Origin of the sequence: Methanoregula sp. (assembly GCF_023227875.1) — an archaeon.
Classification (GTDB): domain Archaea; phylum Halobacteriota; class Methanomicrobia; order Methanomicrobiales; family Methanospirillaceae; genus Methanoregula.
On sequence record NZ_JALOCH010000003.1, the window covers coordinates 110,437 to 129,432 of the forward strand.

At 55.6% G+C, this 18,996-nt stretch carries 20 protein-coding genes and 1 pseudogene; 12 read left to right on the forward strand and 9 right to left on the reverse strand.

Going from position 1 to position 18,996, the window contains the following annotated elements:
• Positions 1-5: 5 nt before the first annotated feature.
• The 4 genes from M0R30_RS04330 (at position 6) to M0R30_RS04345 (ending at position 3,072) form a co-directional block, all read left to right on the forward strand.
• Positions 6-1,187, forward strand: a complete 1,182-nt coding sequence (locus tag M0R30_RS04330) for a bifunctional 5,6,7,8-tetrahydromethanopterin hydro-lyase/3-hexulose-6-phosphate synthase (RefSeq protein ID WP_292543799.1) — start codon at positions 6-8, stop codon at positions 1,185-1,187.
• 225 nt (positions 1,188-1,412) lie between these two features.
• On the forward strand, positions 1,413-1,646 hold the full coding sequence (locus M0R30_RS04335; RefSeq protein WP_292543800.1) for a hypothetical protein: 234 nt from the start codon (positions 1,413-1,415) through the stop codon (positions 1,644-1,646).
• Positions 1,647-1,658: 12 nt separating this feature from the next.
• Positions 1,659-1,991, forward strand: a complete 333-nt coding sequence (locus tag M0R30_RS04340) for a hypothetical protein (RefSeq protein WP_292543803.1) — start codon at positions 1,659-1,661, stop codon at positions 1,989-1,991.
• Between the two features lie 223 nt (positions 1,992-2,214).
• The gene (locus tag M0R30_RS04345) at positions 2,215-3,072 is read left to right on the forward strand and encodes an alpha/beta hydrolase (RefSeq protein ID WP_292543807.1); all 858 of its coding nucleotides are present in this window, start codon (positions 2,215-2,217) and stop codon (positions 3,070-3,072) included.
• 60 nt (positions 3,073-3,132) lie between these two features.
• Here the strand turns inward: M0R30_RS04345 and M0R30_RS04350 are convergent, their stop codons facing one another.
• A complete protein-coding gene (locus M0R30_RS04350) occupies positions 3,133-3,321 on the reverse strand; it encodes a hypothetical protein (RefSeq protein ID WP_292543810.1) in 189 nt (62 codons plus the stop codon).
• A gap of 280 nt (positions 3,322-3,601) precedes the next feature.
• Positions 3,602-3,904, reverse strand: a complete 303-nt coding sequence (locus M0R30_RS04355; RefSeq protein WP_292543812.1) for a hypothetical protein — start codon at positions 3,902-3,904, stop codon at positions 3,602-3,604.
• Positions 3,905-4,277: 373 nt separating this feature from the next.
• On the opposite strand from M0R30_RS04355, the gene M0R30_RS04360 reads away from it, so the two are divergent.
• From M0R30_RS04360 to M0R30_RS04395, 8 genes are all read left to right on the forward strand, one after another.
• Positions 4,278-4,751, forward strand: a complete 474-nt coding sequence (locus tag M0R30_RS04360; protein ID WP_292543815.1) for an OsmC family protein — start codon at positions 4,278-4,280, stop codon at positions 4,749-4,751.
• 54 nt (positions 4,752-4,805) lie between these two features.
• Positions 4,806-5,186 carry a hypothetical protein gene (locus tag M0R30_RS04365; RefSeq protein WP_292543819.1) on the forward strand — a complete coding sequence of 127 codons (381 nt, stop codon included), beginning with the start codon at positions 4,806-4,808 and terminating at the stop codon, positions 5,184-5,186.
• Between the two features lie 543 nt (positions 5,187-5,729).
• Positions 5,730-5,999, forward strand: coding sequence for a DUF3303 family protein (locus M0R30_RS04370; RefSeq protein ID WP_292543821.1), 270 nt, complete (start codon positions 5,730-5,732; stop codon positions 5,997-5,999).
• Positions 6,000-6,199: 200 nt separating this feature from the next.
• The gene (locus tag M0R30_RS04375; protein ID WP_292543824.1) at positions 6,200-7,162 is read left to right on the forward strand and encodes an alpha/beta hydrolase; all 963 of its coding nucleotides are present in this window, start codon (positions 6,200-6,202) and stop codon (positions 7,160-7,162) included.
• Positions 7,163-7,381: 219 nt separating this feature from the next.
• Positions 7,382-7,678: a DUF4405 domain-containing protein gene (locus tag M0R30_RS04380; protein ID WP_292543828.1), complete on the forward strand. Its 297-nt coding sequence runs from the start codon at positions 7,382-7,384 to the stop codon at positions 7,676-7,678.
• Between the two features lie 59 nt (positions 7,679-7,737).
• Positions 7,738-8,832: a HAMP domain-containing sensor histidine kinase gene (locus M0R30_RS04385; protein WP_292543831.1), complete on the forward strand. Its 1,095-nt coding sequence runs from the start codon at positions 7,738-7,740 to the stop codon at positions 8,830-8,832.
• Between the two features lie 386 nt (positions 8,833-9,218).
• Positions 9,219-11,549: a hydrophobe/amphiphile efflux-3 (HAE3) family transporter gene (locus M0R30_RS04390; RefSeq protein WP_292543833.1), complete on the forward strand. Its 2,331-nt coding sequence runs from the start codon at positions 9,219-9,221 to the stop codon at positions 11,547-11,549.
• A gap of 237 nt (positions 11,550-11,786) precedes the next feature.
• Entirely contained in the window at positions 11,787-12,137 is a 351-nt protein-coding gene (locus M0R30_RS04395) for a hypothetical protein (protein WP_292543836.1), read from the forward strand.
• Between the two features lie 155 nt (positions 12,138-12,292).
• Here M0R30_RS04395 and M0R30_RS04400 read toward each other — a convergent pair.
• From M0R30_RS04400 to M0R30_RS04430, 7 genes and pseudogenes are all read right to left on the reverse strand, one after another.
• Positions 12,293-12,559: pseudogene (locus M0R30_RS04400) on the reverse strand (PAS domain S-box protein); the annotation flags it as partial.
• A gap of 12 nt (positions 12,560-12,571) precedes the next feature.
• Entirely contained in the window at positions 12,572-14,281 is a 1,710-nt protein-coding gene (locus M0R30_RS04405; RefSeq protein ID WP_292543838.1) for a PAS domain S-box protein, read from the reverse strand.
• Between the two features lie 281 nt (positions 14,282-14,562).
• Positions 14,563-15,159 (reverse strand): hypothetical protein, encoded by a 597-nt coding sequence (locus tag M0R30_RS04410; RefSeq protein ID WP_292543841.1) that lies wholly within the window; start codon positions 15,157-15,159, stop codon positions 14,563-14,565.
• Between the two features lie 86 nt (positions 15,160-15,245).
• Positions 15,246-16,313: a class I SAM-dependent methyltransferase gene (locus M0R30_RS04415; RefSeq protein ID WP_292543842.1), complete on the reverse strand. Its 1,068-nt coding sequence runs from the start codon at positions 16,311-16,313 to the stop codon at positions 15,246-15,248.
• Positions 16,314-16,394: 81 nt separating this feature from the next.
• Complete coding sequence (locus tag M0R30_RS04420; protein WP_292543844.1) at positions 16,395-16,826, reverse strand: PPC domain-containing DNA-binding protein; 432 nt, start codon at positions 16,824-16,826, stop codon at positions 16,395-16,397.
• A 132-nt stretch (positions 16,827-16,958) separates the two neighbouring features.
• A complete protein-coding gene (locus M0R30_RS04425) occupies positions 16,959-17,432 on the reverse strand; it encodes a chemotaxis protein CheW (RefSeq protein ID WP_292544186.1) in 474 nt (157 codons plus the stop codon).
• 78 nt (positions 17,433-17,510) lie between these two features.
• Positions 17,511-18,992, reverse strand: coding sequence for a methyl-accepting chemotaxis protein (locus tag M0R30_RS04430; RefSeq protein ID WP_292543846.1), 1,482 nt, complete (start codon positions 18,990-18,992; stop codon positions 17,511-17,513).
• Positions 18,993-18,996: the final 4 nt, after the last annotated feature.

Consider the following 18,996-nt stretch of genomic DNA (forward strand, 5'->3'; position numbering starts at 1 on the left):
GTTCCATGTATCTTGTCGGAGAAGCACTTATTGGCGATGGCGCGGAACTGGCGCACATCGACCTCTTAATGGGAGATAAGGAAGGGCCGATCGGGTCGGCTTTTGCAAATGCGGTTTCACAACTGTCAGTCGGGCACACTCCGCTCCTTGCGGTTGTCCGCCCGAACCTGCTTACGAAACCGGCAACGGTCGTCATCCCGAAGGTCACCTTAAAGGACATGTCCCAGGTCAACGAGATGTTCGGCCCGGTGCAGGCTGCGGTCGCAAAGGCGGTTGCGGACTGCGTTGAAGAGAACGCGTTTGCCGGGATCGATGTCGAGAGTGTCGTCATCCTCGTGTCCGCGTTTGTCCACCCGGAGGCAAAGGACTACAACCGGATCTACCGGTACAACTACGGTGCGACGAAGCTCGCTCTCCACCGTGCGCTGGACAAGTTCCCGGACACAAAGACGCTCGTGTTCGAGAAAGACCGTGCGGCCCACGGCATCATGGGATTCAAGGTGCAGCGCCTCTGGGACCCGCCGTACCTCCAGGTAGCAATGGACCTCGTGGACATGGGCAAGGTCGCCCAGGTCTTAAAGGATGTGCCCGAGAACGACCACGTGATCATCGAGGCAGGGACCCCGCTGATCAAGAAGTTCGGCCTCTCGGTCATTGGCGAGATCCGCAAGCTCCGCCCGAATGCATTCATCATCGCGGACATGAAGATCCTCGACACCGGCAACCTCGAGGCCCGGATGGCAGCCGATGCAACCGCTGACGCGGTCGTGGTCTCCGGCCTTGCCCCGACCTCGACCATCGAGAAGGCAATCTCCGAAGCCCGCAAGGTCGGTATCTACTCCATCGTGGACATGCTCAACGTGACAAGCCCGGCAAAGCTGATCGCGACCCTGAAGGTCAAGCCCGACATCGTAGAACTCCACCGTGCGATCGATGTGGAAGAGAGCGCCCATGCATGGGGCGACATCCCGGCGATCAAGAAGGCGGCCGGCGGCAAGCTGCTCGTTGCAACTGCGGGCGGCATCCGTGTCGATGTCGTGAAGGATGCACTCAGGGCAGGCGCTGACATCCTCGTGGTCGGCCGTGCCATCACCGCCTCGAAGGACATCGGCCACGCAGCCGACGAGTTCCTCGACCAGCTGAACCGGGAAGAGATCGACCAGTTCAGGGTGATGACTGACTTTTAAATCTGCAATCTTTTTTCATCTTCCGGTAGATTGCCAGCCTGTTGTTCATCTGAATATTTTGCTATTCACCCGTGAATGCAAGGGATCTCTCCTGCAACTGTTGTGCAAACGCCAGATTTATTTTCAGAACCATCCAAGGTTGTACAACTGTACAATCTTGCACTAGTATCCCGCCGGGGCAAGAGCTCCCGACAGGGCATCAATCATGATATGGTGAAGGAGAATATGACACAGGCAGTTATCCGGCAGGAAGAAGTTGCGAACAAGAGGGTGGCCCTCACCGAGAGCACCTGGGTTGCTCTCTCACGGTTGAAAAAGCCGGGGAAGACATTCGGGGAGACTGTTGCAGATCTCATAGCGGAGCATCAGGCCCGGATGCTCGAACGCGATCTTGACGCGATCGATAAGAACGCCCACTACGTTTCCTGGGACAAGGCCAAAAAAGATCTCGGCCTCTGAACGGGGCAGACCGTGCGAATAGAGATCGAAGACGAGGTAAAGGCGTTCATCCGGGAGAGGCCCGAGAAAGACCGGCGGGTTATCGGCGAACATATCGAACGGCTCACAAAACACCCGGATGCACAGGGCAATATCAAGCGGCTCAAGACCCGGAAGCCCCGGTGGAGGATGCATATCTCCTCGAAGTTCGTGCTGTTCTATTACGTTGTCGATGATACGGTATACATCGATCACATCATGAGCCAGGAACTTGCGCACAAGAACTACGGGAAGATTTCGCGATCTTCACCCGGTAAAATCATTTTTATTACCGCATGTGCGGGGAACGAGAGCGCCCATGCATGAGGCGACATCCCGGCGATCAAGAAGGCAGCCGGCGGCAAGCTGCTCATTGCGACCGACGGCGACATCCGTGTCGATGTCGTGAAGGATGCACGAGAAGGCCGGTGCGGATATAGGGAGAACCGGTTCCCGGTGCAAAAAAATCGCAGGAAATTATTTTTTAGGACCCGCCCAATTAAAAGACAGCACAGTATCCGATGCTGATATATCGGTTACGAGGTTTTTCATGAGCAAGACCCTGATGGTAATCCTGGCAATCGCTGTCACTCTCTGCCTCCTTGCCACGGCAGGGTGCACGAATGCCTCCCCTCCGGCCACCCGCCTGGCAGTGCAGACAACCCCGCACTACCCAACCGTATCGATCAATGCAACGCCCGTACAGTATGCCGAAGTCAACGGTATTTCGCTGGCATACCGGGAATTCGGGTCCGGTGAACCCCTCCTGCTCGTCCCGGGATTCGGCGCCACCATGGATACTGCGTGGAACGAGACCTTCCTTGGGATCCTTGCCACCCAATACCATGTCTATACCTATGACCACCGGGGGATGGGATACAGCGGCGACAACGATGCAACGCCGGCAATTTCCCAGTATGCGGAAGATGCCGCCGGGCTGATGACGGCTCTCGGGTATGACAGCATGCACGTGTACGGCGCCTCGATGGGGTCCACAGTCTCCCAGCAGCTGGTCATCGATCACCCTGAGCGCGTCCGGAAACTGGTCCTGGACTCCGTGACCTACAGCATCCGGGTCCCCGAGACCCAGCTGTTGTTCTCCATCATCAACGAGTCTGCAACCGATCCCACGCAGACGGCCGGCGTCCGGGAGGAAGCCCGGGCAAACCTTGCATGGAACGGGTCCTGGGATAACCTTTCCGGGATCCAGAAGGATGTTATGCTGGTCGTGGGCACCGAAGATGTCCTGACACCCGACCCGGTTACGGTCCGGATGGCCGGGCAGATCAATGGCTCATGGCTCGTGCGGTTCAGGGGACTCCCGCATGTCGGGTCGCACTATGCCCCGGTCGAGTACGGGGAAAATGCTCTCAATTTCCTCGGCATGGACGAGTCGCCGCTTGAGTGAGGGAATTCTTTTTTTAACGGAGGGGCCGGGCATGAACCTCCCCGGTACGTCCCCGCCGCATCAGGGAACAGGTACACTTTTCCGGCACACGTTGTCGCAGAACCCGCAGCTGTTGCCGGCAGGTATGCACTGGTTCAAGCATTCCAGCCAGACCATGGAACGTTCGTTTCTCGGTGCCTGCAGGTCCTGCTGGGCCGGGAGATCGATGACGAAAAAGTGTACTCCGGCAAAGAAACTACCGGCGATCACTCAGCAGACCATAATCAACACGAGCCGGGCGAGTGGCGATTTTTCCGTGTGTGGTGCGGTCAATGATACCGAATCAGCCTCGTTACCCCCTGGTTGGCGTGGCGGGCATATACTCTCTGATGACCAATGGCCGCGAGCCCGCCTGCGTGATTGCCGATAAGGATGGCGAAACGGCGGCGGAGTAAAAAGAATTCTGTCGCTGCCGGGGGAAGACTGGTATTGTTTGCATCAGGCGATAAAAATGGTATCCCCCGGGTATAATCTGTATGACGTAAACGTATCAGCCGCACGACATACCTATAACCTGCATTGCATTGATGGTGCACGAGTACGCTTTCTGTCCCCCCTCCATGCAGACGGCAAATCCCGCAGAACCATACCTGTTGTTCATGCAGGAGCAGACAATGTTCTGCGCCACCGCATCCAAGCAGAAATCGCCCGAATTGGCCGGTGGCTGAACATCCTGTTGCTCCGGGATGTCGATGGCGTAATAGTGTGCCGCGGCAACAACACTCCCTGCAATCGAGAGACAGACCATGAAGAGAACGAGCCGGGCGAGCGGTGACCTTGTGGATTCCTCCATTGACAAATTTACCTCCTTGCTGTTATTCCTCATGTGCGAGTGGAGGATATTTAAACGATCGGAATTGAAAAAAAGAGCCCGAAAATTTTCCTGTGCGGAATGCCAGGTCCGGCGGGTTTCCATATAATTTCTGCCACTTGTAAAAAGTACACCGCCCGACCCCCTCCTGCTCACGTGACCACGGAGCGATTCCCCCCACCCCTTCGGGGTCGCTTGGCCGTCTCGTAGGGGCCTGGCTGGGCTGGGTTCTGGACCGGCGGGAGCTGAGTATGGCAATCCGTAGCGCAAAACCCGATGAGGCGTTTTACGCGTCTCCCTCCATTCCACATCCCCTGCCACACGTTCTTAATCCATCCCACCCAACCACTCCCCCATGAGCACGGAGATCCCCTGGGACGAATCGCGGAAAGAGTGGAAACCGGTCGACATGACCGTCACCTACAACGGGGATGGTGCATTCACCGCCCGCACGAAATCCGGTGAGATCGAATTCCCGATGGAAGCCCCGGTCGGCATGGGCGGTCACGGCAAAATTCCCAACCCCATCCAGTACCTTATCGGCTCGATGTGCGGGTGCGTTGGCGTGAAGATCATCCTGGCGCTCGGCGACAACGGTATCGTGCCGGACGAACTCGCCATCGCGTTCCACGGGACACGGGTCAGGACTATGCCCGCGTACTTCGACCACGTCCACCTGAAGATTACTCTCAGAGCCGATGCGGACGACGCGATGGTGAAAAATATTATCGACCAGACACTCACCCGCCTCTGCCCGATCGCCGCGATGTTTGCCGAGGTCGGGGAAGTGACCGCTGAACACCGGATTATCCGGAATACGTCCGGCTGATTATTTCCCAACCACAACCCCATTAAACCACCACCGCCAACCCGGCTCAGTACGATGCCCCGCGGCCACCGACCCCTCGCAGCCATCCGCGATGCAAAAAAATTTGCAGAGAAGATGGGCTACAACTGGCAGGAGAACACCGACAACCCGGACCTCGGCTACGACCTCCAGGTCTTCAAGACTGGTTACGCATTTCTCTTAAAAGTCCGGGTGGTGCGCCACCATATCGACCCGGACTGCTTCTACGAAGATTTGCTGGCTGACGATCTCCGCGAAGTACGGGGGTTGCCGTTCCCGAAATGGATGCCCCGCGAGATCTGGCTGCGGACCCAGCACGAGCGCACCTTCCGCAGGCTCCGGGTCCTCGACCTCGCGGTTGCCGAGATCGGGTTCTGGGACCCGGATGGGTACGTGAACCGGTATGCGAGGGACTGAACCCCTTGTCACGGGTGGTGCCAGGCCTCCTTTATAAACGGGGTGAGGTGGGGAGAGGGCATCTCCCCCGCGATCGATTCTCCGACGAAGAGGTCCCGGGCCGCTATGGGCCGAAAAATTCGGCAGTGGAAACGGTGCCAACACCCGAGGAAAATTCTCTTATAATCGCGATTTCTGGCAAACGAAGCCTTTTCCCTCTGAAAAAACCGTGCTCTTTAGCGGCGGGAGAAAATGCGCAAAAATTACACAGCCAACCCCCAATTACGGAAATCCGGGCCTTACCGGAGGCCGCCATGGGCGAAAATTTCATTCAGATCATTCCCCCAGAAATTCAGAGGATCGCCTGCAGACGAAAAACAGGTGAATCGCGGACCGGACGCTCACAGCCACCCCCCGGGCTGCCGTGCCGGAACGGGATATGGTCTCCCATCTCCCGTCTCCGACGGAAAATGACCCCCTCCGTGACCCGGGGACGTCAAACCGGCCTCGTTAAATAACACCGGTTCGTAAGTTACCTGTCGAGAACACAAACAAGGTATTGGTATGCTTTTCTTCGCACCGGCAAAATTCAAAAAACCCCGGACAAAAGACATTGTCGAACAGGATATGAAGGATATCGGGGCCGACACGAAAGGACAGGTTGTGTACAAGGGTGCCTGGTGGACGCCCGGGAAGTACGACACGGTCGTCATGTTCGAAGCCCCGGATGAGAAGGCTGCGATGAACATGGTCCTGAAGCGGGCTGACCGGATGGAGATCGAGATGTTCGTCGCTGTGCCTGCCAATGCATCGGGCCCGACCGGGCCGGCCTGAACCATTTTATTAAATTTTTCCGGAAAGTTTCCCGGATTTTTTTCCTGTACAAAAATTTCCGGCTCACGTGAGATCCCATCGGATATGATCAGATCCTGCCGGCATGCCGTGTCGTCACATCCCCATCCATTCCCGCCAGACAACCAGAACCTGATGGCATATCAGAAAATACTTTAACCGTGCGGTTTTATTGGATTTTCATGACAGAAGAACCGTACGATTCTATGTTTACCTCCGATTTTGCCGGCTGGGTCCGGGCCGAGGTTGCACGCCAGGACGAACTTGTCGCACTCGGCAAGGTTGCAATGACGGCAAAAGGCCCGGTGGAATATGCCCGGATCGGCGAGGGGCCGGTTGTGCTGGCCGTCCATGGCGGACCCGGCGGGTTCGACCAGGGCCTTCTCCTGTTTGAATGGGTGACAAAAGCCGGGTTCTCGCTCATTGCGCCGAGCCGCCCGGGATATCTGGGCACGCCTGTTTCGAGCGGGAAGTCGCCTGCCGAACAGGCAGACCTGTATGCCGCACTTCTCGACACGCTCGGGATCGACAAGGTCGCCATCATCTGCGGGTCGGCCGGGGGCGCCTCCAGTTATGAGTTTGCCATCCGCTATCCCGAACGGGTCACGGCGCTTGTCGCTGCCGATGCCGTGGTCTCACAATACCTCATGCCGGCCAATGCCGGGCCCGTTGCCCAGGCCCTGTTCCTCAGCGGCCCCGGTGAGCAGCTCGTCAGTTACTTCACGAAACATTTCCCGAAGCAGACCATGCACGAGTTCCTCCAGCAGGAGTCCGTGCTCCGGCCCGAACAGATCGATACGCAGGTAGAGGCAGCATTAAAGGACCCCCACCAGGTACGACTCCTCCTGCGGTTCTCACGCTCCCTCTCGGAGTATTCAAAACGCAGTGCCGGTGTGGACAACGACATCGACGGGCTGGCAAAACTGAACGATCTCCCGGTCGACAAAATCCGGTGCCCGGTGTTCATCATCCACGGCACCCATGACAGCGACGTCCTCCTCTACCATGGCGTGTATGCCTGGGAGAACATCCCGGGTGCGGAGAAGCTGTGGGTACGCGAGGGTTCTCACCTCTGTGCATGGATTTCGCCGCAGGTCCACGAGACGCAGGCAAAGATCCTCTCGTTTTTAAAGCAGCACGCGTGACCGGGAAAACCCGGTTCTTTTTTTTATCACTGCGGTTCCGGTAAAATCCTGTCAATCGTCCGTTTGATGGCTGCGGCGTCCGCAATTCCCTGAAAATTTTTATAAATTCACCGGAAAATATCCCGGAATTTTTTGTTACCTGTGCGACGCATGAGCCGCATGGTCCCGTTTCGCTGGGTTTAATAGTCCGAACATCTTCAGAGAACCATGAGGTTTCTCATGAAACGCGTAACCATCAACGCACTCGTGGATATCGGATGCCTGATCACGTTCATCCTGTCGCTCGTCACCGGGCTGGTGCTGTATTTCTTCCTGCCATCCGGCGCAGGCCGCGGGGGCAGCTGGGTAACCTGGATGGGGATACCCCGGTATGACTGGGTCCTCTGGCACGATATTGTGAGTTTTGCCTTTGCCGCCCTGCTCATCATCCACATGCTCCTGCACTGGATGTATTTCAAAAATATCCGGAAACATTTCAGAGTGGATGCAAAAGATCCGGATGATTGTATAGCGTGATTATTGATCCATATCTCCCAGGATTATTTACAAACACAGGAAAGAACGAGGTTTTAGTCGTGCAGAAATGCAATGCTGGTGAATCATGGTGGCAATCGTTTAACCGGCCCCACCCGGTCGTGTTCATATTCCTGGTCCTTATCGGTCTTGATCTTGAATTCGTTGTTCATTACTATTTTGGTATCACCATCGTCTACACGCAGTTTTTTTACCTGATCATTGTCATCGCCGGCCTCTGGTACGGGAGAAAAGCGATCTGGGTTGCGCTCCTTTTCGGCAGTCTCCACGTGACCGTCACCTATATGCTCACCGGGCTGCTCTCTATGGATGCCCTGATGAGAGGCTGTATAATGCTCATCGTGGCAGTTGTTGTCGGTTCCATCGTGGAACAGATGCGTTGTTATTATGATCAGATCATTCTCCAGAACCGTGAGTTGTCTGATGCGAACCAGAAGATGTATTCCCTCAACACCCGGCTGGAAAAATCCCAGGAGGCATTCCGGACCGCCAATAAAAAACTCAATCTCCTCTCCAGCATCACCCGCCACGATATCAAGAACCAGCTCCTTGCACTCATGGGCTATATCGAACTCTCGAAAATGAAGAGCACGGATCCGGAGCTGATGCATTTCATCGATAAGGAAGATATCGCAGCACAGACCATCCGACGGCAGATCGAGTTCACGAAAGATTACGAGGACCTCGGGGTCAACGCCCCTGCGTGGCAGGATATCGGCGGGTGTTTAGTGGCGCTGCGATCCAACCTTCCTCCCGGCGAGATCGAGATCTCGGTTAATGTCATGGGTCTTGAGATCTTTGCCGATCCCCTTCTTGAGAAAGTCTTCGAGAACCTGATCGACAACTCGCGTCGCCACGGGGAACGGGTCCGGCACATCACCCTCTCCTCAATGAAACCCGGTCCGGATACCCTCGCGATCGTGTATGAAGATGACGGGGTTGGCGTGCAGGAATCGGACAAGGAGCGGATCTTCGAGAAAGGATTCGGGAAGAATACCGGCTTTGGCCTGTTCCTCACGCGGGAGATCCTTGCCATCACCGGACTCTCCATTAAAGAATCGGGAGCGTACGGGAAGGGCGTCCGGTTCGAGATCCTGGTACCAAACGGAAAATTCAGGTTTACGAAACCCGCATGAAAATCTTCTTTGAATAACGTGCAGCTCATTGCCGTAATCGTTCAGGAGGCCGCACCCGGGTCAACCGAATGCGAACGTTTTCCCCTGGCGTTCAGCCGGGCGAGGCCATTGCGGATGACTCCCTGCCGGAGTATACTCTCTACCCTGGTTCACCCTGACTGTTGCCAGGCAATAACCGTTCTTACGGATGATTAAATACAACATAATTCACATTGAATTACTGCACGCGAAAAATAATTCACCATGGCCAAAAATACGGGGGAAGACAGCGGTTATTTTTTTAAAAAGTTTTGGCAGGTTTTTTTTAATAGCGGGGGGCATCACGAAAAAACAACAGGGCTCTCCCGCAGTCCTGACGGATGACGGTCAGATCAGGAGGAATACCGATGATAAAAGAGATCTTTGAAGGCATTGCGAACACGATCATCAGGAGGCCGAAACTGGTTGCGGTATGTATCCTCGCCCTCTTCTGCATCGGTATTTACGGTACGACCATGCTCAGCATGGAGACGGGATGGAAGACCTATGTCTTCAAGGACTCCCCCGCCGGGGCCATTGAGAAAAAATACAATGAGGACTTCAAGTCGGATACGATCATCCTCATCATCGAAGCTGGTGACCCGCTCGCTCCGGATGTCCTCGCTTATATCGAAGACCTTGAAACAGACCTGCGGCAGCAGCAGAATATCGAGAGCGTTCAGAGCATCACGGATGTACTGAAAGCATACCATGGCGGGATACTTCCCGCGTCGAAGGAACAGTCGCTCGCCATTGCCGATGCACTCCCCGCGAGCACCCGTGCAATGCTCTATCCATCCAACGTGCTGACCCTCGTCCAGATCAAGCTCACGCCGGGCCTGTCCGAGAAGGTCCAGAAGTCCGTCCTCGCCAACGTGCAGTCGGTTGTCGATACGTCTGCTGCACCGGCCGGTGTGACCGTTGAAATGTCCGGTTCGCCGGCATTCTCCCAGCAGATGAGCGAGGGACTCATGAGCAACATGGGCATCCTCATCGGCGGTGCCATGGTACTGATGGTAATCACGATGGGGGTCCTCTTTGCGTATGTCCGGCACCGGTTCTTGCCGGTCCTGCTTGTTGCGATCGGCCTTGTCACCTCTCTTGGCCTGATGGGCGTTGCCGGCATCAGCCTGAACATGGCGGTGATCGGGGCTTTCCCGGTCCTCATCGGCCTTGGGATCGACTATGCGATCCAGTTCCATGCAAGGTTCGATGAGGAGGCAAGGAAAGGATCGCTTGATGAAGCGGTTTTCATGACCGTGACCAGGACCGGCCCTGCCGTCATGTATGCGATGCTCGCCACATCCATGGGATTTGTGGCCATGTATGTCTCAACGGTCCCGATGATCCGCTCGTTCGGTGTCGTCTCCATCATCGGCATCAACACCTGTTTCTGGGTCTCCTGTATCGGCATGCCTACGATCGCCCTCCTGCTGAATTACCAGCCCAAGCCCGAAAAGACCGGGCAGTGCTATGCCGTGGGAACGGATGCATGCGATACGATCATCGGGAAGCAGAAGAACGCAAAGAAAAGTTCCTTCTCCTATGCGGAGTTCCTCACCAGTACCTCCGTAAAAATTGCAAAGAACCCGGTACCGGTCCTGCTCCTGGCCGGTCTTATCGCCCTGATCGGGTTCCAGATCGACCCGACCATCCCGGTCAGTTCTGATGAGAACGCGTTTGTTCCCTCGGATATGCCGGCCAAGATCAATATGGAGAAGGTCACCCGCGTCATCGGTGCAACCAGTACTGCGGACCTCCTGGTCCAGGGATCGCGTGTCACCGACCTCGATACCGTGATCTGGATCAGGGAGTTCCAGGACTATGAACTTTCGCACCATCCGGAAATAACCGGGGCGACCAGCATCGTCACGTACATCCTCCAGTATAACGGCGGCGTGATGCCGGAGACACAGTCACAGCTCAATACTGTGCTTGCGAAAATACCGGGGGATACACAGAAATCCGTCCTGAGTGACCCGATGTGCGGGATCATCCGGTTCAGCACCAAAAAAATCTCGATCACCCAGCAGAACGCCTTAAAAGAGCAGGTGAAAAACGATATCGCGTTCCTCGAACCCCCTGTCGGGATCTCGGTAGAACCCGCCGGGAACTTCGAAGTGACGACCACGCTCTTAAAGGCGATGTCAGATTCGAAGGACACGATGACCCTGCTCGGGTTCATCTTTGTCTTCGTCTTCCTGGTCCTGGTCTACCGGCACCTTCACGCGGTTTCGCCGATCATTCCGATCATCTTCGTGGTCGGCTGGAATGCAGTCATGATGTACCTGATCGGGCTCACCTACAACCCGCTCACGGCAACTCTCGGGTCGATGACGATCGGTGTGGCCGCGGAATACACGATCCTTGTCATGGAACGGTACGCCGAAGAGGAGGAGCGGCTCCATGACCCGATCGCCGCCATCCAGGAGAGCGTCCAGAAAATTGGCACGGCGATCACGGTATCGGGCCTTGCCACCTTCTTCGGGTTCTCCGCACTCTGCCTTGCGACATTCCCCATCATCAGCAACTTCGGTATCTCGACCCTCATCGCCGTCGCGTTCTCGCTGATGGGCGCTATCTTCATCATGCCGGCAGCGCTCTCTGTTGTGGGCAGTTTCGATGAGTGGTTACGGGCAAAAAAGTCACCGGTGTTCACGAAAAAAGAGAATGATCCGGGTCCTGGCAATACTCCGTAACCCCGGAATTTTTCCGGGATGGTCACGGACACAAACGGGACCGGGTTCAAAGAATTTTTCCGGTATCATTTTTTAAAAATTAAAAAAAACCGGTATACTTAAATTTTTTTTCAGGTTTACTAAACAATCCGGAATTCTCGTCGTTCTAATTCTCCCGTACAGGAATGGAAAAAACCGGAGAACAGATCAAAATGCCTAATATCTCGCATACCAGATCCGGATCACGTGGTGCCACACATGGCAGATGATTACTATATCAGGGAGATCACGGACGAGGAGTACGACAGACTCACGCCGGACCAGCAGTTCGGGTATAACCTGGACCTCTGCACCCGGAGAGAATTAGCCTGGGCGAAAAAAGAGTACGATGCCACGATGAGTATTGTCGGTCCTGCGTCCCTTGCGATCATCGTGAGCGTAACCGGGTTCATAATTTCTCTCCTGATCGACAACATCCTTTCCATCATACTGATGACATTTGGGATCTGTCTGGCCGTGTTATGGGCAGTCATCCGCGTAGTCTCGCGTTCAGACGCATACAAGCACCTCAGGGATACCGAAACCGAGCTCAAATCCTCACGCGGTTGATGCGTGGGGAAAATATTCTTTCGGTTCTTTACCTCATTTAAAAATTTCCCGTAATCCACCGATCATTGTGCGTTTCTTACGGTTTTTCTCCGGCATCGCTGCGGCCGGAGATATCACACAGGATACCGGAGATACCGATCACGGCGCCTGTCGGATCAACAATGGGGGCCGTGGTGTCTTCCACCGGGTGGAGGTTCCCGGATTTGTCCCGGATCCTCAAGCCGGGTGATCGCGGGTATCCCTTTCAGCACGGTCTTCTCCACATCTGCCATAACGACCGGCAAATCTTCTTCTGCCATGAACCCGGCAAAATTTTTGGAGAGGACTTCATCCGGTATATACCCGTACCGGGATAAACGGGGGCTCACATACGTGAACCGGCCCTCATGGTCCATCAGGTAGAAGACGTCACTGGTGATTTCCGTTAAGTGCCGTTATTTTTTCCCGCTCTCGTGGAGCTTCTCATATGCGGCCTGGAGGTTCTCCCGGGCCCGTTTCTCTTCCGTGATATCAATCGTGATGAAGATATTGCCGGCTGCGGGCCTGGACGGATCGACCTGGGTCCCGAAGAACCGGATATCACGGAGTGTCTTGTCTTTCCGGAGAAACCGGGTCTCTGTCGTATCAAAGCTGCCCTCTCTGTTGCCGAGGGTGTAGAACCTTCCCGCCCGGGTATATTCGTCATCGTCCGGGTACAGGAACCGTGCATTGCGCCCGAGCAGCTCCTCGCGTGAATATCCGGTGATTGCACAGAACCGGTCATTGACACGGAGGAACACCCGGTCAGCAGATATGTGGCCGATACCTACGGGGGCAACACGTAAGATGGTAGAGATCTCTGCCTCGCTTTTCTTCAGGCGCTCTTCGCTCCGGGCAATCTCCCCGTACTGCTCCCGCAGTGTCTGTTTCGATATTTTGAGATGTTCATACGCGGCTCTCAGCTCCTCTTCTGCAGTTTTTACCTGGGAGATATCAGTTGTGCTGATCCCAAGCCCGTCGCCCACGCGGAACGCCTTGATGGTAAACCATTGCCTGCCGGACTGCGGCTCCGGCCTCATCTCCGTACCGGAAAACGGGATACCAGTCTTGATCACGTTACGGTACCGGTCATACTCTCCCCTTTCGTGCGAACCGGGAATGAACTTCGCATAGTTCGTGCCAATGATATCTTCTTTTTTTGTCCCGGGAGGAAGGTAAGAGAGGGCTTTCCGGTTGAGATCGACAAGGTTGAGGTGTGCATCCCAGATCGTGAATGCATCCGTGGCCGAGTCCATGAATGACTCAAGCCTCTCCTTGCTCTCCCGGAGCATCCGCTCGTTCTTTGCCAGCTCTTCATACTGCTGGCGCAGTTCTTCCTCCGTGGCCGTAAGCTGCTCATACGCCGCACGGAGTTCCTTGTGGTCCCGTTTTGCCCTGGTGATGTCGAGAGCGCTGTACGTCATGGGCGCCCCGGGATTGGACCGGTCGATCGCAGCTGCGGTGATATGGACATCAATGACCGTGCCGTCCTTTCGCCGCCAGGGTACATCGACGTCCTCCGGCGCACCGTCCCGGTATGCCTGCTCCCGCATCCTCCCGACCGCTGCATAACCCTCGTCGTCCAGGTACAGGAACCGGGTATTTTTCCCCTCCAGTTCTTCCCGCGGGTAACCGGTCAGCGTGCAGAGACGTTCGTTGACCCGGATTAAGACCCGGTTTGCAACAACCGCGATCCCGACCGGGACTGCCTGGAAGATGCTCGTGATCTCGCTCTCGCTCTTCCTGCGTGAGACCGCCTGCCGCACCTTGTGCACCAGCTCGGCAAACTGTGCCGTGGGATCGCCGCCTTTCTGGAGGTAGAAGTCAGCGCCATTGTTGATCGCCGCAATCACGACCTCCTCGCGGCCCCTGCCGGTGAAGAGGATGAAGGGAAGAGCGGCGAAACGCTGGCGGACCTCTTTTAAGAACACGATGCCGTTCATGCCGGGCATCTGGTAATCGGAGATGATCGCATCGTATGACACCAGTGAAGGGGAACTGAGCGATTCCTCTGCCGATGTTGAGGTATCTACCGTGAACTGGCCGACGTCCTCAAGGAAGAGTTTACCCAGTTCAAGAAGGTCGGGTTCGTCATCGACGTAGAGGACGCAAATCTTATCGGCCATTAGTCTTCCATATGGGTGTTACACTATATCCGTGTTGCGACTGTACGGGACCTTGTGAGCAGCGGGAATAATAAAAAAGGGTATTAAAAAAATACGATGATGAGATCTCAACGGTCCAGGGGCCGCTCGCGGTCACGCTGAACTGATATTTTCCAAAAACCCGGGCTGCGACATTTTTCCCGGTGGTGTTTCCTGCCGTCACGCAATGCATAAACTGCAGGTCCGTGAGTATAGTGAATGGAGATCAGAGGAATAAAATGTGAAAAAAGGATCTGAATTTTTTATTGTATCTTCGCTGCTGCGGTATGCGCAACTTGTTTGAGCGTGTCGTATTCAGGTGCGGTCCCGTTGATCCACAACTCCTCGTACACGTCGTATTTCACGAATGCGATCATGTACAGGTCGATGGGATCGCCTGCTTCGGACATTCTCAGTGCGCTGCTGGAATCCCCGACCGAGGGGGCCGGCAATACTTCAATGGACATATTTTCCTCTGCTGACCAGTCTTTCATGTTTTGCAGGGTACTTGGTATTACCAGGGAGATATTTTCAACGGGATACACAGAGATGACCTGATCCATGCCACGGACATCCTGGCCATTTGATGTGTAGTAGGTACCGTACCCTTTCTTCCAGCCGTGTTCGAGCGCCCAGTCACTTAAATCAGAAGCATTTCGCTCGTATTTCTCCACCAGGGTGAAATCCGCCGGGACATCCGGGGGCTCGAGTCCCATCTGCGAGGGTTCGATCGTTGACAGTTTCTGTTGTGTTACCGGTGGCGCGGACGGGGTCTGCGACACGCATCCTGCAATACCTGCGGAGAGGATGATGAACACGGCCACCAGGATGAATAGGGAAACAGAGGATTGGCTTTTCATGGTTATGCATGCCCCCGCGTAAGGAAAAAGGTTTGCCAGATCACCGGGGAACCGCAATTATTCCCGGTCCTCCGGATCTCCTGTGGTTATCCGGTCCGGCCGTAATGGAGGGTGATGAGCCCCATGTAATCATCGGCATGGCAGGACGAATCGCACAGGAGCGAGAACTCGGGGCCGAGCACCTCGGCCAGGAGCGTGTTCCACTGGCCCCGCAGCATGTGGTAATCGCTCCGCTCTCCCCGGGGCTCGGTGAGGATGGAGATCACTTCGGTCATCAGGAACTGGTCGATGCACTCGTTCACCACTTCCACCGGTGCATCGTGGGCATAGATGCAGTCAAAGATCCGGCCGTATGACTGGTACACCGCGAGGGCAAGGGCGGGAGAGAACCGGTCGGACGTGTCGATGTCGGCGTCCATCTCGAAGAGGAGGAAGTGGTCGATCCATGGCTTGAGTTTTTTTAAGTGGATGCGTTTGTCTTCAACGGGCATGTGGTGGTACGCAAGCGAGCTCATCGCGATGTCGATCTTCTTATCGATCCTGCCAGAACAGTCCTGGATCCTGCAGACCCCGGTGGTGATGGGGACATCCGGGAATGCGGCACGGAGGGTACTCTCTGCAAGGTTTGCCATCGCAGGCGATGGGTCCACGAGCAGGATCTCGTCAAAGCCGGGGATCTTCCCGCATTCCCGCAGGTGCGAGAGGACCGCGACAGCCAGCGCCCCGTTGCCGCACCCGATATCCATGAACCGGACGGGGTGGTCGAAGACCGGCAGCGACTGGCCGCAGTGCCGGACGAACTGTACCCGTGCATTGCTCATGAGTGGGACGGTGGTGAAGTGGATGAACGGCTGCGGATCAGCAAAGACCTGTGCCGGCTTCGTGAGCCGGTTGTCGTACCGCTCCAGGAACCCCGCGAGAAACGCGAGACCAAAGAGCCCGTCCTCCTCTTCGAGGACTGCGGACTTTGCCCATGCGAGCGCCTGTTCCCCTGCGCCGTGTGCGGCAAGAAAGGTTGCGATGTAAAAGTGAAAGGCCGGCACCAGGTTCTGCCGGACTTTTGTATCATAACCGGCGGGTGCGGGACGGTCTTTTAAGATCTCATCCGCGTACGCTCTCCATTCGTGTTGTTCCCGTTCTGAAAGGAAGAGCATGGATCTCTGGAAAGAATTGTCGGGCGGGGGATAAAAGCCTGCCCGTGTTCTGGATCCGGATACCGGCTGGAACCCGTAAGTTCAATTCCCGTTCAGAAAAGGGGAAGAGAGATCGAATACGTTCAGCCCGGCACCGGCATTGAACGTCCGCTCAACCCGTCCGTCAATCACCTGGATGAATATCCCGCAGGTGCCGCTGACCACAGCGCTCGTCAGGTGGCCGCCAAGCGCGTGATGCGATGCATCGGAGAGGGTAGCATGAAGGGGGATGGGCTCGCCGCCCATCGTAGTGATCCTGCCGGGGAGCGACGTGATCTCGTGGTCGCCCGTGAGGGTTGTGGTGTGGTACTCTTTTGTTGCCGTCTCAAACAACCCGATCACGACGTTGTCCCCGGCCCCCTGCACGGTGCCGAGCGCGATCTTCTGTTCCGTGCAGAACTGTTTCAGCGTGCTTATGACCTCTTCCCCGCGGTCAATGCGGAGGATGTACGTGGCGGATTTTTTGTAGCGCATCGTAGCTCTCCGGAGATCTCTTCAGGTACGTATGGGATGCAGCTGGGTAAAAAAGGAGTATTATCTCATCCTCAGGAAATCTTCTGTCGGCCCGGGATATCACGAGGGGGGATCCCCCCCGGGCCGGTCACGTTATACGGATGCGTCGATATTACCCAGTAACTGCCTGATATCAATCCAGATGATCAGTTCGTTTACCTCCTTGTCCTTTACCCGGACACTGCGCTTGATGATCCCGATGATGGAGGACTCGTTCTGACTCACGGACGTGGAGGTATAATCCACCTGGTCGCGTTCGAAGGTCGAGACCGAAGTCACGTCGTCAACGAGGATGCCGGTCTTTGACCGGGCAATCCTGTCATCGAGGACAATGATCCGCGAGGATTCGACTGGTGCGGCACTCCCTTCGGTGATATTCAGCCGGTGTTTGAGATCGATGATCATCGTGATCTCTCCCCGCAGGTCAATGATACCGCGTACGTAGGACGGCACATTGGGAAGCTTGGTGATGGTGGTATATTCCACGACTTCCTTCACATCGAAGAGATCGATGGCGAAATGTTCGTTGCCCAGGACAAATTCCACGACCTGGATCGAGCCGGGCATCGTTTCGGATGCAACGGGGTTTTTTACGGTGTTGACCGGTTCACCTGCTTTTACTGCCATGGAAAATCCCCTCCCGGTTTAGTCCACCTTAAACCGCTTGTTGGCTTCCATGGCCTGGACTGCCGACTCGTTGACGGCTTTCACAATCCGGGCGATCTCATCGATCGCTGCTGCCGACTCTTCGCTTGCTGCAGCCGCATCTCCGGCTTCCTTTGCGGTCTGTCCGATCAGGCCTGCCACTTCATGGACGCTGGCCGTGATCTCTTCCGTGGTTGCAGCCTGTTCCTCGGTAGCCGCGGCAACTTCGGAAGCACTGTTCGCAACAGTTTCAGCGGCTTTCTGGATCTGCCGGAAGGCTTCGAGTGCAGCCTGCGATTCCTGGAGACCTTTGTTGACGAGAACCTTGGACCCTTCCATCGCATCCGTCGCCTTTTTCGTGGCATGGTTGAGCTGGGTGATCATCTCCTCGATCCGTTCCGCGCTGGAGCGGGACTCCTGTGCCAGGGATTTGACCTCCGATGCAACGACCGCAAAACCCCTGCCATGCTCGCCGGCCCGGGCCGCCTCGATGGCTGCATTGAGCGCCAAGAGGTTGGTCTGGCTGGCGAGGTCGCGGATCAGGACAATGATCTTGCCGATATCATTCATCTGTTTCTCGATATCCTTGACAATCCCGTACACGTTATTCGAGGAGTCCGTGATCTCAGCCATATTCTTATTGACCTCGTCCGCCATGACGGCACCGCTCTTGGCAGACTCTTTTGCTGTCTGTGCCTGGGACGACACACTCTCCATGCTGGAGGTAATTTCCTCAACAGCGGCGCTCATGTCCTGCATCGCCTTGGTCATCTGTTCAACGCCTTCGGAGGCTTTCTGGGCGTTCTCCGAGACCATGCCGGCATTCTTTGCAATGTGGTTGACACTCTTGGATGCATCATCCACGCTCCGTGCGGCATTATCCGTTATGGATGTGAGGTCCGCCATCTGCCGGTTGACATCCTTGATATTGACCTGAAGTGCGCTGATGATGTTTCTCACGGATGCCCGCAATTTTGCGAGTGTCGCAAATGTCCCCTCAAGATCCGGGTCCGTGGGCTTTTCTACGGCATGACTTGCGGTCAGGTCGCCGGCTGCCATCCGGTCGTAAACCTTGATGAACTCGTCAATCTCATGTCCCAGGTATTCCCGGTTTTTTACCAGCGCATTGATCTCATGGTAGATGAGGTAAATGTGGTTTATGTCACCGTTCCCGTCAGGGAGGGGGATCGTTGCCCGTTCAATGACGTGGATACCGGAGGGGGATTCAATCGTGGCCTCCCCAAAAACACTTTCCTTCAGTTCAACCGCGTCAGCAAATGATTTGCCCGTGTTCCGGTGATAGGTGATAAGCCCCTTGGACGCCAGGTCCGTGACCTTCATGCCAAGGAGCCGGTCCTTCGGATACCCGAAGAGCTTTGTGAGTGCCGGATTGATCTTAATGAATTTCAGATCCCTGTCCACAATTGCCTGTGCATGGGGGGTATAATCAAACATTTGTTCGAATTCTTTTGTCTCGATCATGGTT